This window comes from Streptomyces sp. NPDC005576 (assembly GCF_042871745.1).
Lineage (GTDB): Bacteria > Actinomycetota > Actinomycetes > Streptomycetales > Streptomycetaceae > Streptomyces.
In genome coordinates this window covers 1-14,602 of sequence record NZ_JBIAJC010000036.1, presented here as the reverse complement: position 1 = coordinate 14,602, position 14,602 = coordinate 1, and the positions used below count along the sequence as shown (strand labels likewise).

Sequence of the window (14,602 nt, the reverse complement as noted above, 5' to 3'; positions counted from 1 at the left end):
CCCGCGGAGCGGGTAATGCAGCGCTGGCGCGCTGCATTAGAGCGGGAATGCGCTGCGCGCATTCTGAAAGGCGCTGCGCGCCTTTGGTAAACCGCTGCGCGGTTTATGGGGAATTCCCGCACGCGGGAATTCTCATTACCGCTGCACGGTAATTGTGGGCGCCTCTCCGCTTCGCTGCGTGGCGGGGCGTCCGCTGCGCTCCCGCCCTACCGGCTTCGCCGGGCTGGCTACGGGCAGCGGACGGTGTATCACGCGCGGGCCTGTGTAGGGCTTGGGTTTTCGGCCCACCACCCCGGGGCGGCCGGGGTGGGTTGACGGGCCGTCAGGAGGACGCGGGGCAGGGTCGCCACCACGGGGACGACAGGGCGGAGAACTCCGGGTGATGCTGCTTCAGGTCGGGTGCGGGATGAACTCTGGAACCAGCCCGCACCCTCGCTGCATCAAATGCGGCGCATGTAGCTTTGGCGGAACTGGGCCACACTCCCAGGACACCGCTTCCCCTTGGTGCATCATTTCGACTACCTGTGTAGTGATTGGGACTCTGGACTACTACCGGAGATGCCCGGAGCGCCTTTTGATGCGCGGGTAGAACACGAACCAACCACCACCACCTTCGCCGTTTTTACAGGTCGAAAGGGAGCGGTTCGCGGGCGTGTTCCTTTTGCTGCTTGAGTCGGCATTTCATGCACGGGTTGGGCCAGACGTATTCCTCCTCCAGCTCGCCCCCGCAGTGTGGGCATTTTCCGCAGTAGGCGTCTCCGCATTCTTCTCCGCAATTGCCACAGAGCTTGCTCTCTTCCATCTCTCCGCCTTTGGCCGGGGCGTCTTCCGGGCGCGGCCGGGGCGCCGCAGCGGGGCGGGGTCGGCAACAGGGCCTGGTGCCGGCTTCGAGGTCGCGTCTCTGGTCGCGCTCCTGGTCGCGTCTCTGGTCGCGTCTCTGGTCGCATCGGGCGGGTGCCCTCTGGCCTGGTCAATGCCAGGTCAGAGGCCCTTTTCCGGGGCGCGGCGGACGCCGACTACTTACCTGGGAGCCCTTCCCCGGGAGCGTCTGGCCCCTCACCGCCGGGCCAGGACAGCAACGGTGGCGAGAGAGCCCGCCGCCCCGCAGACGCTGCCGATCACCGTCACCGGTACCAGGGCCCCGGGCCAGATGTGCACCACGATCGCCGCGACGATGGCCCCCAGGAACACGAGGACCAGGGCGACGACGACGACGACGGTGGGCACCACCCACGACGGCACGGTCAAGGACGGGCCCGTGGGAGCCGTGGGAGCCGAAGGCGGGAGCGGCGCAGCGGAGACCGGCGTCGGGGCGGTGGTGGGCTGCTGAGCGGTCGTCATGGCGAGTCTCCTCGGTCGGGGCGGCTGAGCCGCGAGGTTGCTGGTGGCGTCAGGCCCCGCACAGTCGTCCGGTCGGACGGGTGGCGGGGGGTCAGGCAGCACAGTGCGACGGGCAGGGGTTAGCCGCGCAAGCCCCGCCGGAGCAGCTGCCATGGGTGCTGCCACGCCGAGGTCAGGTGCGGGGGTTTCGGGGGGTCCGCGCAGCTCAGCGCCCGTGGCAGCAGTCGGTGCGGCAGCACCCATGGCAGTACCTGCGGCAGGCAGACGAACGGCCGGTCTTTCGCCGCGGTCTGCCCGTCCATGGCCCCTGCCGGGCCCGGGCCGGCGTCGGTAGCATTTGGCGGATGACAACGTTCGGAGCTTTCGCTGGTGGAAGCCCTCTGCCGGTGATCGCGCCTCACGGGGAGTTCGACGCGGACACGCTCGAACCCCTGGAGCGGGACATCGAGGCCGCCATCGCCTCTCACGGCGGCCTGATCCTCGACGCCGGCAACATCACCTTCGGCGACTCGACCTTCCTGCAGCTGATCCTCACCACCCACCAGCGGGGCTGGCTGCGCATCGCCGCGCCCACCGCACCTCTGCGCCGGCTCTTCAGCGTCACGGGGACCGACATGGTGCTCCACCTGCACCCCGACGTCACAGACGCCGCCCTGGCGGCATCCATGGAGGCCGGAGCCGTCCCCAGGGCGTAGAGCCCACCGCCACCCGGCACCGCCCGGCGCGCTCCGCGACGGGCCGCGAGAAAGGCCGGCGCAGCGCCGCACGCCTTCCCCGACTCCCCGTCACCCGCCCCGCCACCTTTCAGCAGCCAGGCCCGGGGAACGAGGGGAAGCCCGAGCCGTGGTGAGCGCCTGTCCCGGCCCTGACCTGGGGGAACGGGCGGCCCGCGTCCGGGGAGGTGCAACAGATGTCGCAACCCCTGGCGCTACGGATGGTGCTACCGATGGCGCATCACATAGTGCTACCGATAGTGCGCCGTCCTCCCGTCGGCCCCGGCCAGGCCCGGACGCGGAGCGGGCGGTCTCCAGGTCGAGGACGCTGTCGGGGCGCCACCGGCAGGTCGCGCCTCACGTCGCGCTCCTGGTCGCGCCTCTGGCCGCACCGGCCGGGCAACGTGGCGGACATCAGCATTTCGACGCATCCGCCCCTGCTACCTCCGCCTGCGACGCGTTTCCATTTGTTCGAGCGCCTGGATGCGCCGCTGGCGCGCAAGACCGGGCCGCATGCCCTGGATCTCAGCCACTATCTCAGGGTGCTCAGTGACCGAGTGGTAGTGGATCTCCTCCGCGCCAGCCCTCTCCTCCCCCTCACCGAACCAGTCGGTGGTGTGTCCGCACTGGCCACACCGGAAGCGTCCTTGCTCAACCACGGGCTCGCCCCTTCCTCTACGACGGGTCGTCAGATCGCAGGGTAGGCACGCGGTCACCCATCGTTCTATGCCGCCGGCGCACAGCTGTCTTGAACCAGCTCCAGCGGCCCCAAGGGGAACGAGGGGAAGTCGGGGCCGCTCACCACGCCCGCCTCGGTGTCTGGCCTGCAGTGGGGCGTGGTGAGCGGGCAGGGCTGGTGCAACAGACACCGCAACCCATGGCGCACCAGGTGGTGCTCCGTCCTCCTGCCGGCCCCGGCCGGGCCGGGCGCGGAGTCCGCGGCCGCTAGGTCGAGGACGCCCCCGGGGCGCCACCGGCAGGTCGCGCCTCTGGTCGCGCTCCTGGTCGCGTCTCTCGTCGCGCTCCTGGTCGCGCTTCTGGTCGCACCGGGCGGGTAGCCACGGACCTGGTCAACACCAGGTCAGGCCGCGTTTTCCGGGACGCGACGGACGCCGACTACTTCCCTGAGGACCCTGGCGGGGAGCGAACCTTCTATGGTGCGCCTGTCGTCGTCCGGGCCGATCCCGGGCCGAATTGAGGGGTGGGGCAATGGAAAAGACCTGGTTCGAGAGCGTGTTCCGCAGGAGACCGCACGCGGTGCTGCGTTTGCTGGGCAACCTGGTGCTCTGTGCGATGCAGGTCTTCTGGGTGGTCTGGGTGCTCGTCTCCTTCGACGGTGCGTGGCGGTGGCTCGCTGTCCCGCTCGGATTCATGGCGCTGCTCAGCGACAGCCGGGGCGTGGTCCTGGCGGTGCGGGACCTGCGGAAGCGTGGCGGCTCCCCCGTACCGGACTGAAACACCGCCCGGCGGCCGGGACGGGCCGCCGGGTGTCTGTCACTGAATTGCGGGGGATTCCTCCGGATGTGAGGGACACATGCGTGTGGTGCGGGCGCCCGCTCCCGGCTGGAGGGGGCGGCCGCCGCCGGTACTGTGCCCGGCCGCGGTCGTGCCGGCAGGCGGCCTACCGGGGCCGGAAGCGGGCCGCCGCCGCGATGCGGGCCCGGATCGCCCTGCTCCAGATCAACGGGGAGATCCGCACCCGGTGCGAGGCCCTGGAACAGGTACTCGCCGACGCGGTCGAGCACCAGCACGCGGCGGCCGGGATCCACAGCACCGCCGCGGCCGACGCCGCCGCCCTGGCCCGGGAGCTGGTCCGCGTCGCGGTCCTCGCGGACCGGGCCGCGGGCGCGACCTGGCAGGAGATCGGCCGCACGGACTGACCGCCGACGCCGCACGCGCCCGCTGGGGACACCTCCGCCTCCTCTGGCCCCCCGAGCGCCCCACCCCCTGACCGCGCCGAACTGTGCTCGCAGGACCGCCGCCGACGTGGGGTGGGTGAGTCCGCCGACTCGACCTCGTTCCGGTACCCGGCGGGCCATCCAGGGCGCCGCCACCCGGGGTGTGGTGACCTCCCACCGCCACCCGGGGTGGCGGTGGCCGGGCGGTGGTGGTGGCGGTCCTGACCTGCACGCACGCCGAAAACCCGGTCATGGTGAGTTCCGGGCCGGACCCGGGTTCGCGGGGCGCTCCGCCCGTATCCGTCCAGACAGCCGCTGGGCATCCGCTGGCATCCGTCCGCGAGATCCCGGACGGATGCCAGCGGATGCCCAGCGGATGCCGGCGGACCGGCAGGCGCACCGGAATCGGACCGGCGAGGCACCGGCAGCCACCGACGCAGCATGCCGGTGCACCGGCCCCGCACGCCGGTGGCTCGCCGGACCGGCAACCGGTCCTGACCAGCGGAAACAGCCTGAACCTCACAGGCTCACAGCCAAACTGCGTCCACCAGGCAAAACAGGGGCGGACCTCTCAGGTCACCTGAGAAAAACGGACATCCCGGGCAGAGCTGGGAGCACCGTGACGGGGACCTCGTGTGCACACGCGTGCCCGTGCACGAGTGCACGCCGAACTCGCGCGAGCAGCTCCACCGGTGCGGTCGGCCCCGGCTTGCCCTACAACTTGCCTTTCAACTGGCCCTACAACTTGCCCCACCAGGTCCGGGCGGCCGGGGAAAACCGCAGTTGAGAGGCTTGGTCAAGGGGCGCCGGGCGCGCCGACTACTTCCCTGGGAGACCGCTTCGGGGCACACCGGCCCGGTTCCGCCGGGTCCCGGCCGCTCCGCTCCGGGGTTCCCGGCAGCCTCGGCGTAGACCACCGCCAGGAGCACCGCGCCGTGCCGTGCCCGCCGGAGCGAGCAGTGCCGGGGACGGTGCGTCGGCCGGCACGACCGGCCGCTGCTCCTGGCCGTGGTTCCCGGACCGGCGCCGCCGGGCGTTGGCCTCGCCGCGGAACGTCCCCCGGCATCGAGGCCGCAGGACCCGCGCGGGTGCCCGCACGGCAAACGCGACGCCCTGTACGGCGATCTGCGGGCCCAACGCGACCGCCCCGGACTGGATTTTTAGGCCCGGGGCGACTGAGATGCGCTGAGCTTGGCGTGTGCGGGCTTTCTCGGGTCGGTCAGTGGATCTGCTGGTCATCCCAGAAGGGTTCTTGCTCTTGCTCCGGGAGGACGAGGCCCGCAGCGGCGGCCTGGTCGTCGGTGAGGGTGACCGTGCCGACCGGGGCGTTGCCCTGGTGCTGGATCGCCTGCCACGGCCACCGCAGGCCCTGGCAGAACTGCGTGGGCCAGTCCCGCTCCGAGCGCGGCCCGCGCCAGGGCATCCAGTCCATCAGCCGCAGCGCCTGGGCGCCGGGGTTCTTGGCCGGGTCGGCCGGCGCGAGTCCGAACTCTGGCCACCGCATCCAGAGGCTGAAACCGATCGGGCGGAGGTCGCGCTTGCCCATCTGGGCATGGGAGGCGTGGGCCTCCACGATCATCGCCGCGCCGCCCGAGACGGCCCGCATCATCTCCAGCACCGACATCACCGCGCGGGCCGCTTCCTCGTCGTTCTTCGCGTTGGCACTGAGCTTGTACAGCGCCCCGATGCTGATCAGGTCCGGACGGGTCTGCTCGACCAACCGCGCCAGCCACGCCCGGTCACGGGCCTGCGTCACGGCCAGGCCCTCCGGGATCAGCCGCATGAAGAACCGGCCGCGCTCGACCGGCGCACCCTCGGCTTTCGCCGCGTTGAACATCATCTCCAGCCAGGGGAACGCCTGGCTGTCGGAGTTCTCGGCGTCGATGTGGAGCACGCGCACCAGAGTGATCCGGGCCATCTTCCACGGGTGGAGGCCGGACGCGGCCCGCATCATGACCTGGCGGAGCATCAGGCTCTTGCCGCCGCCCTCTCCCGCCGTGATCATCAGCCGGTCCCAGCGGGCCAGCACTCCCGGGATCACCCAGTCCGGCTCTGGTGGCGTCTGGGCCAGGAAGTCCAGCAGGTCGATTGCGCCGTCGTCCAGGCGCTGGATCTGCTGGTCCCTGACCGCGCGGGCGGCGTCGACCGCGGCTTCGGCCGCCGCGACCGCCGTGCCCTCCCGGCGCTGCACGGCCGTCATCGTCCGGGCGGCGGCGACGGACAGGGCCCGCCACTGCGCCTCCTCGCGGATCATCTCGGCGTAGGCCGGGGCGTGCGCGACGGTCGGTACCGCGTCGTGCAGCTGGTGCAGCCAGGCCGCCCCGGCCGGCCCCGCCAGCCGCATCAGGTCCCCGCGCTCCCGCAGGACACCGGTCACGGTGATCGGGTCCACCGCCCGCCCCGCCGCCCACAGCGAGGACAGCAGCTCCCACAGCTCCCCGTGCCGCACCTGCGAGAAATCCGTGCCGGACAGGGCGCTGGTCAGGTCCGGCGCCGGGTCTTTCGCCTCGGGGTGCAGCAACGTGCCCACCACCGCGTCTTCGGCCTCACGCAGCTCCGCCGACCGCTCCTCGGACATCCCGCTCATGCTGTTCACAGACCCGACCCCCGCGCCAGAATCGCCGCCTCGACCCCCGCGCCAGAATCGCCGCCTCGACCGCCGGCGTCACCGCCGCCTTCCCGCCTGCACCGCTCCTGCCGGCCGCACCCGGACCGGCCGCCTGCTCCGGCAGCGGAACCCGCGACCCCTCGCAGTGCAGCACGAGGTCGGTCCAGCCGTTCGCGGGCATCTCCGCCGCACGCGCTGCCACCCACACCACCGGGTAACCCGCCGCCAGCAGCTCCACGGCTTGCGCCCGCAGCCGCTCACGTGACCCGTTCACCAACGGACGACCGAACGCCTGTGCGTACGCGTCCACGACCACATCAGCCCCATCCGGCTCCGGCGTAGCCGCCTCTCTCTCGTTTCTTCGCTCTCGTCCCGCGCGTCACGCGCGTTCTTGAGAGAGAACTTCTAGAGAAGAAGAGGAACCGCCGCATGGGTGCGGCCACCCTGGCCGCATGGGTGCGGCCAGGGGTAGCCGCATCAGTGCGGCCACCCTCGACATGCGCGTCGGCCTCATCCGCCGCCTTCTTCGCGGCACGGGCCTCCGCCTTCGCCTGCCGTTCGGCCTTGCGCTTCGCGGCCCGCGCCGCCGCCCGCTCGTCCCAGATCTCGTGATCGAGCAACCGGTACAGCGAGGGGATGTTCCGCTTTGGGTTGTCCGGGTCCTTGCGCCGCTCGTGCCGGAGGGGCCCGCTTGCGGGGCCCTCGCGCTGCGCCTTCGCCGGTGCGCAGCACCGGCGTCTCGCTGCTGGGTCGCGCAGCGACCCAGGGACCCGCTGCGCGGGAGAGGGTAGTGAGGGTGCGCCAGGTCCTCGCTGCGCCCCGTGTCGGCCCGTCAGGGCCCCGGGGGGAGTCGGGGCGGCATACGGAAGGGCCCCCAGGGGCTTCCTGGGGGCCCTGCTGGGGTGTGGGTGTCCCTACGTGAGGGCGTCGCGCAGGACGCCGGGGTGAGGGGTGGCGCCGGTGGCGAGGTGGCGGATGCCGTCGCCGGGCGGGGGCACGGCTGCGCCCTTCCCGAGGGGGTGCCGGCAGGAGATGGCGGTGCGCCACCCGGCCCGTTCGTCCCAGACCAGGGCGGGGGCCGGGACGTGCGTGCCGTCGAGCACGATCACGGCCGCGACCACGTCGTCGGCGGGGTGCTGGACGACAGGGTCGGAGTCGGCGGACGTCCACCCCGCGCGGTGGAGCTCACGGGCGACGGAGGCGAGGTACGGGGCGGCCTGGCGAGCGCGCAGCACGGTCTGCGCCCGTACGACGGCGCGCCTGGTCTGTGCGGGCGGGTAGCCGAGGTTCTGCGCGGCCTGCTGCGCCGTCAGGCCCGGGTCGGCTGCCATGAGGTCGGCCATCCGGTCGGCGCGAAGCCGCAGGAGGGCGTCCTGCGCTGTGTCGCGGTGGACGCCGAGCGCGGCCACGACTCCGGCGGCCGTGATGCCCGGGTCCGCGTCGAGGAGCGGGGCGGTACGGGCGAGGAGTTGGTCACGGGGGACCTGGTCGCCGGTGCGGGCGGGTCGGCCGACAGCCGCGGTGAGCGTCCTGCCGGTACGGGTGCGGGCGACGGAGCGGGGCCAGTGCTCGACTTCGCCCACGACGACCAGGTGCTCGGCGGTCTCCGGGCGGTTTTTGTAGACGTCCCAGGACCGCGGGGACACGCCGCGCACGGCCGCGCACTCCCGGCGGTCGAGGAGATCGTCGTCGGACTCCGTGTCCGGGAGCGCCGGTACCGGGCGGCCGGAGAGGTGGGCGTCGGTCTGCTCGCCGTCGTAGAGGCGGTTCCGGGCGCCCGGGGAGCTGATCGGCGCGGGGAAGCCCTCGGCCAGGTGGGCGGAGTGCCCGCCGTGGGACTCGGCGAGATCGGTGGGGGTACGCACATGGTGCTGGCGGCCTGCACGGATCATGAGGGGGGTCCTGACTGTCCGTCGCACGAGTGTCGGGAAAGCCGTACCGTTGAACCACGCGCGGGGGGCTCCGCATGGGTAGACTCGCCGCGAGGCCGATACCTTCAGTGGGTCAGGTTTCTGGGTCGGCCGGCACCCGTGCCACCCGCTTCGGCGGACTGAGGGTGCCGGCCACTTCCTTGTCACGGCGAACGGGCATCCCTGCCCTCTGGCACCGGCGCGCAGACCGGAGGACACCGTGGGCGCCGAGCTGACGGCCGAGGAGACCTGGCTCCTGCACTCCGCGTACGCCTCGCCGCCCCGAAGCACCCCCTCGCCCGTCTGCTCCTCCCCCACGGCCGGCTCTTCACCCCGGCCCCCTGGCCGGACGGAGAGCCACCCGGTGAACTGGGCCACTGCTACATCGAGTCCGCGTCCCGGGCCCGGGCGTCGGACGGCCTCGCGTACGTCGAGGGCCTCGCCCTGGACGAGTGGGTGCAGCCGTAGCCGCACGCGTGGTGCGCGGGACTGGACGGAGTGGCACAGGACCCGCCGTGGCCCCGGGCCGGACGGGCGTACCTCGGCTTGCCCGTCCGCGCGGAGACAGCCCGGCGCATCTTCGCGGGCGAGACCATGGCGGCCGAGGAGGCGCTCCCCTGCTGGCGGCTTCGACGTCCGGGTGCGCCATCCCGAAAGAGTCCGCGCGTGCTCGGGATGGGCACGGGCGCCCGTCGGATCGTGCGGTGCGGCGAGTTGATGGGGGACACACGCTCCCGAAGGGCTTGGCCCGGAGAGAGGAGGCGGCGGCCAGCGGGTCGGCGTGACGGTGGTCAGCATGGCGGTGGTCGGGCGGTTGCTCGCCGAGGGGCGGTCTGGCCTGCGCCCATCCCGCTCGGCCTGTTCACGGGGCCTGGGAGGTCCTCCGCTCGCAGCCCGTCTGCGTCCCTGCGTGCGTGCGTCACTCCTGCTCGATGCCCAACAGGTCCAGGAAGGCGACGGCCGCAGGGGTGAGGCTCTCCCGGCTCCAGATCACGTACTCGGCGCGCGCAGGTGCGTCCGTGACCTCGATCGTGACCATCCCGGCCAGACCCGCGACGTACGCGGGCGGGAGCAGGGCCACGCCCAGGCCCGCGCCGACCAGACGGGCCAGGTAGTCCGCGTTGGTCACCTCGAAGGCGACCTCGCGGGTGAGGCCGGCGGCGGTGAAGGCCAGATCGGACTGGGCCCGGCCGGCGGTCTTTGCCGGCAGGTCCACGAATACCTCCGAGGACAGTCGGCGCAGGTCGACCGAGGTCTCACCGGCGAGCGGGTGGTCCGGGGAGACCACGGCGACCAGCCGCTCGTGCGCGAGCTTCTGGGCTTTGACTCCCTGGGGGCGGGCCGAGACCGGGATACCGAGAAGGGCCACCTCGATCTCGCCCTGCCTGACCATCTCGGTGAGCTCACCGCTTGCCCCCACGCTGAGGCTGATCCGGGCCTTCGGATGGCGCCGGTGGAATTCCTTGAGGACGGCGGGAACGTCTACGGCGGCGACGGTGGGGATCAGCCCCATCGCGAGTCGTCCGCGCACCTCCCCGATGGTTGCGGCGACTTCGGCCGCGGCCCGCTCCGCCGCGTCCAGGCAGTGGCGGGCGGCGGGCAGGAAGGCCGCGCCCGCCGAGGTCAACCGGACCCGGCGGCTGGTGCGTTCGAAGAGCCTCGCGCCCAGTTCCTTCTCCAGGCGCGCGATCTGGTGGCTCAGCGCGGACTGGACAACGAGGCAGCGTTGCGCGGCCTTGGTGAAGCTGTTCATCTCGGCCACGGCGATGACGTACCGCATTTGCTGGAGCTCCATAGATCCATCGTGATACGAGATCTATCAGGTGACAAGCATGTGTTGGACTCATTGATGCTCCGGCCCGAGACTGGAGGCACCCGCACACGGCCGGGGCGTCCCCGGGCGCACTGCTCCAGCGGGCCCTGAGCCGGGGGCGCCCCCACGGCATGTCTCGAAGCCGCGAAGCCGCTTGCGCGCTCCCCTGCCCTTCCACACCTGCCCGCGCTCTTGCGCCCGTGACAACCGAAAGGACGAGCGACCGCCATGAGCACCACACCGGGCCGTTCCGAGACGACCATCGCCGACATCTGGGTGGACCCCCGCTGCCCTTGGGCGTGGATCACCTCACGCTGGATCCTGGAAGTGGAGAAGGTCAGGCTGCTGGAAACTCGTTTCCACATCATGAGCCTGTCGGTCCTCAACGAGGGCCGCGAGGTCCGGGTGAAGTACCGCCAGGGCATGGTCGACGGCTGGGCCTGCGTGCGCGTGTGCGTCGCGGCGCAGCAGCGGCACGGCGCAGCAGCGGCACGGCAACGAGGTGCTGTGTCCCCTCTACAACGCCATGGGCCATCTGATCCATCACGAGAAGGCCGGGCTCGGCCACGACATGATCCGCACCGCTCCGGAAGACGCGTGCCTGCCCGCCGAACTGATCGGGGCAGGGGATGACACCGCCTGGGACGAGCCGCTGCGGGCCGAGCACCACCAGGGGATGGACCCGGTCGGTTCCGAGGTCGGCACCCCTGTGATCCACGTGGCCGGCCCGGACGGGAAGCCGGTGGCGTTCTTCGGCCCCGTACTCACCCCCGCGCCTCGTGCCGAGGCGGCCGGAAAGTTCTGGGACGGAGTGCTGGCCATGGCGAGCACCGACGGCTTCTTCGAGCTGAAGCACGGCCGGGACCGCGACCCGATCTTCGACGGAGCCGGCGGACGGACGTCGGGGCCGCGGTGATTGCTACGGGATGTGAGGCGAGATGAAGAACAGACAGAATGTGCTCACGGCGGCCCTGACCGGCCTGGCTCCGGCGGTCTGGGGCAGCACCTACGTGGTGGCCACCGAACTGCTGCCCCCGGACAGGCCGCTCCTGGCGACCACCATGCGGGCACTGCCCGGCGGTGTGGTCCTGCTGGCCCTCGGCCGGAGGCTTCCCGCTGGCATCTGGTGGTGGCGCGCGCTGGTGCTGGGCGTGCTGAACATCGGCGCCTTCAACTTTCTGCTGTTTGTCGCGGCCTACCGACTGCCGGGCGGCATCGCCGCCATGATCATGTCGGCGCAGCCCATGTTCGTGGTCATCCTCGCCGCCCTCTTCCTCAACGAGAGGATCAGACTCGTCCATGCGTTGGCCTGCCTCATGGGCGCCGGGGGCGTGGTGCTGCTCGTCTTCCAGGGAACGGGGTCGCTCGACACCGTCGGGCTCCTCGCCGCAGTCGGCGGAGCGCTGTGCATGGCGTCAGGCATCACACTGACCAAGCGGTGGGGCCGACCGCGGAGCGTCGGCCTGCTCCCGTTCACCGGCTGGCAGCTCACGGCGGGCGGTCTTGTGCTGCTGCCGTTCTGGCTGTCGCTGGAAGACCTTCCCGACGGTCTCACCGCCTCCAACGTCATCGGTTTCGCCTACCTGATGACCCTGGGGGCGGTCCTGAGCTACATCGTCTGGTTCCGGGGCATCGAACGCCTGCCGGCAGTCGCGGTCTCCTTCCTCGCACTGGGCAGCCCGATCGTGGCAGCCCTGTTGGGCTACCTCATCAAGGAACAGACGCTGTCCGCCCTCCAGATCGTCGGTATGGCCGTCATCTTCCTGGCGGTCGTACTCGGCCAGCCACGCCCGCCCAGGCCGAAAAACGATCAGGCCCCCTCGGCTCCGCCCGGCACCCCCCTCTCGCACTTCCCCGACCCACCCCTGCTGGAACAGGACCGCAGCGGGTAGCGCCGGGGTCCAGCTCCCCGCGCCATGAGCTGCTTCTCGTCGGCGGCTTCGACCAGTTCGTCCACCAGGTTCGTGGCCAGCGTGCAGCGGACGCGGTAACCCTTCATCGCGGCCTCGGTGCCCAGGGCGATGAGCATGGGGGACTTCCCGGTGCCGGAGTCGCCGATCAGGCAGAGCGGCTGGTTCTTCTTGATCCACTGGTAGCTGGCGAGGGTGTGAATGGTCGCCGCGTGGATGTCGGGGTTGGAGTCGAAGTCGAAGGCCCGCAGCTATTTCTCCCGCGGGAAGCCTGCGGCGTTGATCCGCCGTTCCGAACGGGCGGCGGGGCCGGTCGTCGCACTCGGTCAGCTCAGCCAGGAAACCGCGGTAGGTCATCTGGGCCTTCATCGCCCGGCCGGGATTTCGGAGAACTCGTTGCGGATCGGAGGCCGCCGCAGGAGACGGCAAGCGCTGTCGATCGCGGCGTGGGCTGCTTGCTCGGTCAAGCCTCGCCGGCGGGGCAGGGGCACTGGGCTTCTCCCCCACGGTCGTCACCCCGGCCTCTGGCCGGGCGGAGAACCACCCGGCCAGGGCGCCGACGCTCGCCCGCCGGCTCGCGGACGGGGCAACACGGTTCGACGGCCCCGGCGGACACTTCGCAACCCCTGACAGGTCGCGCCTCCAGTCACGCTCCTGGTCGCGTCTCTGGTCGCGCCGGGTGGGCGCCCACTGATCTGGTCAATGCCAGTGCAGAGGGCTTCTCCCGGAGTGTCGGACGCCGACCACTTCCCTGGGAGCCCTTCCCAGGGAGCGTCTGACCGTCACTGCCGCCGGATCAGAGCGGTAACGGTGGCGAAGGGGCCCGCCACTCCGCAGACGCTGCCGATCACCGCTACCGCCACCGCCACCGGCACCAGGGCCCGGGCCAGATGTGCACGATGATCGCCGCGACGACGCCCGCCAGGAGCAGCAGCAGGACGACGGCGAGGACAGTGGGCGCCACCCACGACGGCATGCTCGAGGGCGGGGCCGCAGGGACGGGGGGAGCAGCCGCGGGTGGGACCGGCGCCGGGGCGGTGGTGGGCTGCTGAACGGTCGTCATGGCGGGTCTCCTCGGCCGGGCGGCCACAGCCACGACCGTGCTGGTGGCCGAGACCCCGCCCAGTCGTCCGGTCGGACCGCTGGCGGCGGGTCAGACAGCACAGTGCGACGGGCAGGGGCAAGCCGCGCAACCCCGCCGGGAGGAGCTGCCACGGGTACTGCCACACCGAGACCAGGTACGGGTTTCGGGGGGTCCACTCAGCTCAGCACCCATGGCAGCAGCCGGTGTGGCAGCACCCATGGCAGAACCTGCGGCAGGCACCCGAACAGTGGGACCATCGGTGCCCGGCGCGCTCCGCGAGGGGCCGGGAAGAGCCGGCGCAGCACCGCACGGCTCCCCCACGCACCGCCACCCGCTTCCGCCCGCCCACCACCCAGCAGCCGGCCCCGGGAAACGAACGGAGGTCCGGACCGCTCACCACGCAGTATCTGGAAGCTGACCTGCGGCGGGGTGCGGCGGGGTGCGGCGGGCAGACCGGAGTGGTGCCACCGATGTCGCAACCCCTGGTGCTACGGATCGCGCTGCCGATGGTGCTACCTCCTCCTGGCCGCCACGCCCGCTCCGGGCAGCGCAACGGCCAGGCCGTGGCCGTGGACGTCGTCGGCCACGCGGCACGGGCCGCGCATAGAGGCGGCGACCCCACCGCGACAGGCCGTGGTGGGTCGCGGACCGGCATGGTGAGTCCGCCGGCCTCCCCGGCTGCGGTCGCCGCGACAGCCCTCTCGTGTGCACACGCACCGGGGTGCACGTGTGCACGCCGAGCGCGCGCCCGGCGGCCCGCTCAGTCCTTCTGGCGGCGGTCCAAGTGGCTCTCGATCAGTCTTACGGCCAGCTCGTGACGTGACTGGAACGCAAGGTGCATCGGAGTCAGGCCTTCGCTCGAGGGGCGCCCGGGATCGGCGCCGTACGCGAGAAGGACAGCTGTCGCAGCAGCGTCCAGCGGTTCTCCGGTCTGTACAGCGCTATCCGCTTCACCCGCAATGGCCCGGAGCAGCGGAGTCCAGCCGTTGAAGCCGTCGAACTCGTCGGGATCGGCCCCCGCGTCCAGCAGACGCGTCAGCTCTCTCAAATCGTCACGCTCCACTGCCAGATGCACAGCGGACATCTCATACCGCTCACCCACTCGATTCACCACGCCACCATCCAAGCAGCCCCCCGGGCCAGACCTGCCCGGGAGGCCCGGCACCCCGCCCCGCCGGTCCCGGACCCGCCAGGCGCTGACCGACTAAGAGGTCATCTCATTTGGGAGAGCTCGGTATTCTGTGAGTCATGGTGGGGATCGTTGAGCGGTTGGTGCCGGACGAGTTGTGGAGGTTGTTCCAGCGGGTGGTGCCGGAGGCGCCGTC

At 71.6% G+C, this 14,602-nt stretch carries 10 protein-coding genes and 2 pseudogenes; 5 read left to right on the top strand and 7 right to left on the bottom strand.

Features of this window, described 5'->3' with window-relative positions; translation table 11 throughout:
* Positions 1-1,056 precede the first annotated feature (1,056 nt).
* Positions 1,057-1,341, bottom strand: a complete 285-nt coding sequence (locus tag ACFYPN_RS33240) for a hypothetical protein (protein WP_389303605.1) — start codon at positions 1,339-1,341, stop codon at positions 1,057-1,059.
* Positions 1,342-1,685: 344 nt separating this feature from the next.
* On the opposite strand from ACFYPN_RS33240, the gene ACFYPN_RS33235 reads away from it, so the two are divergent.
* The 3 genes from ACFYPN_RS33235 to ACFYPN_RS33225 all read left to right on the top strand — a co-directional run bounded on the left by ACFYPN_RS33235 (position 1,686) and on the right by ACFYPN_RS33225 (position 3,934).
* Positions 1,686-2,036: an STAS domain-containing protein gene (locus ACFYPN_RS33235; protein WP_389303603.1), complete on the top strand. Its 351-nt coding sequence runs from the start codon at positions 1,686-1,688 to the stop codon at positions 2,034-2,036.
* 1,227 nt (positions 2,037-3,263) lie between these two features.
* Positions 3,264-3,509, top strand: coding sequence for a hypothetical protein (locus ACFYPN_RS33230; protein ID WP_358766331.1), 246 nt, complete (start codon positions 3,264-3,266; stop codon positions 3,507-3,509).
* 197 nt (positions 3,510-3,706) lie between these two features.
* A complete protein-coding gene (locus ACFYPN_RS33225) occupies positions 3,707-3,934 on the top strand; it encodes a hypothetical protein (RefSeq protein ID WP_358766329.1) in 228 nt (75 codons plus the stop codon).
* Between the two features lie 1,237 nt (positions 3,935-5,171).
* Here ACFYPN_RS33225 and ACFYPN_RS33220 read toward each other — a convergent pair.
* The 3 genes from ACFYPN_RS33220 to ACFYPN_RS33210 all read right to left on the bottom strand — a co-directional run bounded on the left by ACFYPN_RS33220 (position 5,172) and on the right by ACFYPN_RS33210 (position 10,265).
* Positions 5,172-6,530: an AAA family ATPase gene (locus ACFYPN_RS33220; RefSeq protein ID WP_389303600.1), complete on the bottom strand. Its 1,359-nt coding sequence runs from the start codon at positions 6,528-6,530 to the stop codon at positions 5,172-5,174.
* A gap of 944 nt (positions 6,531-7,474) precedes the next feature.
* A complete protein-coding gene (locus ACFYPN_RS33215; protein ID WP_358760663.1) occupies positions 7,475-8,452 on the bottom strand; it encodes a DUF6292 family protein in 978 nt (325 codons plus the stop codon).
* Between the two features lie 937 nt (positions 8,453-9,389).
* Positions 9,390-10,265, bottom strand: a complete 876-nt coding sequence (locus ACFYPN_RS33210) for a LysR family transcriptional regulator (protein ID WP_389303597.1) — start codon at positions 10,263-10,265, stop codon at positions 9,390-9,392.
* A 246-nt stretch (positions 10,266-10,511) separates the two neighbouring features.
* Between ACFYPN_RS33210 and ACFYPN_RS33205 the strand changes: the two are divergent.
* Together ACFYPN_RS33205 and ACFYPN_RS33200 are read left to right on the top strand one after the other, a co-directional pair.
* Positions 10,512-11,199: pseudogene (locus tag ACFYPN_RS33205) on the top strand (disulfide bond formation protein DsbA).
* A gap of 22 nt (positions 11,200-11,221) precedes the next feature.
* Positions 11,222-12,175: an EamA family transporter gene (locus tag ACFYPN_RS33200; RefSeq protein WP_389303595.1), complete on the top strand. Its 954-nt coding sequence runs from the start codon at positions 11,222-11,224 to the stop codon at positions 12,173-12,175.
* Positions 12,176-12,201: 26 nt separating this feature from the next.
* On the opposite strand, the pseudogene ACFYPN_RS33195 reads toward ACFYPN_RS33200, so the two are convergent.
* The 3 genes and pseudogenes from ACFYPN_RS33195 to ACFYPN_RS33185 form a co-directional block, all read right to left on the bottom strand.
* A pseudogene (locus ACFYPN_RS33195) lies at positions 12,202-12,684 on the bottom strand (ATP-binding protein); the annotation flags it as partial.
* A gap of 362 nt (positions 12,685-13,046) precedes the next feature.
* On the bottom strand, positions 13,047-13,256 hold the full coding sequence (locus tag ACFYPN_RS33190) for a hypothetical protein (protein WP_358760659.1): 210 nt from the start codon (positions 13,254-13,256) through the stop codon (positions 13,047-13,049).
* A 781-nt stretch (positions 13,257-14,037) separates the two neighbouring features.
* Positions 14,038-14,352: an ankyrin repeat domain-containing protein gene (locus tag ACFYPN_RS33185; protein WP_358760658.1), complete on the bottom strand. Its 315-nt coding sequence runs from the start codon at positions 14,350-14,352 to the stop codon at positions 14,038-14,040.
* Between the last annotated feature and the right edge of the window lie 250 nt (positions 14,353-14,602).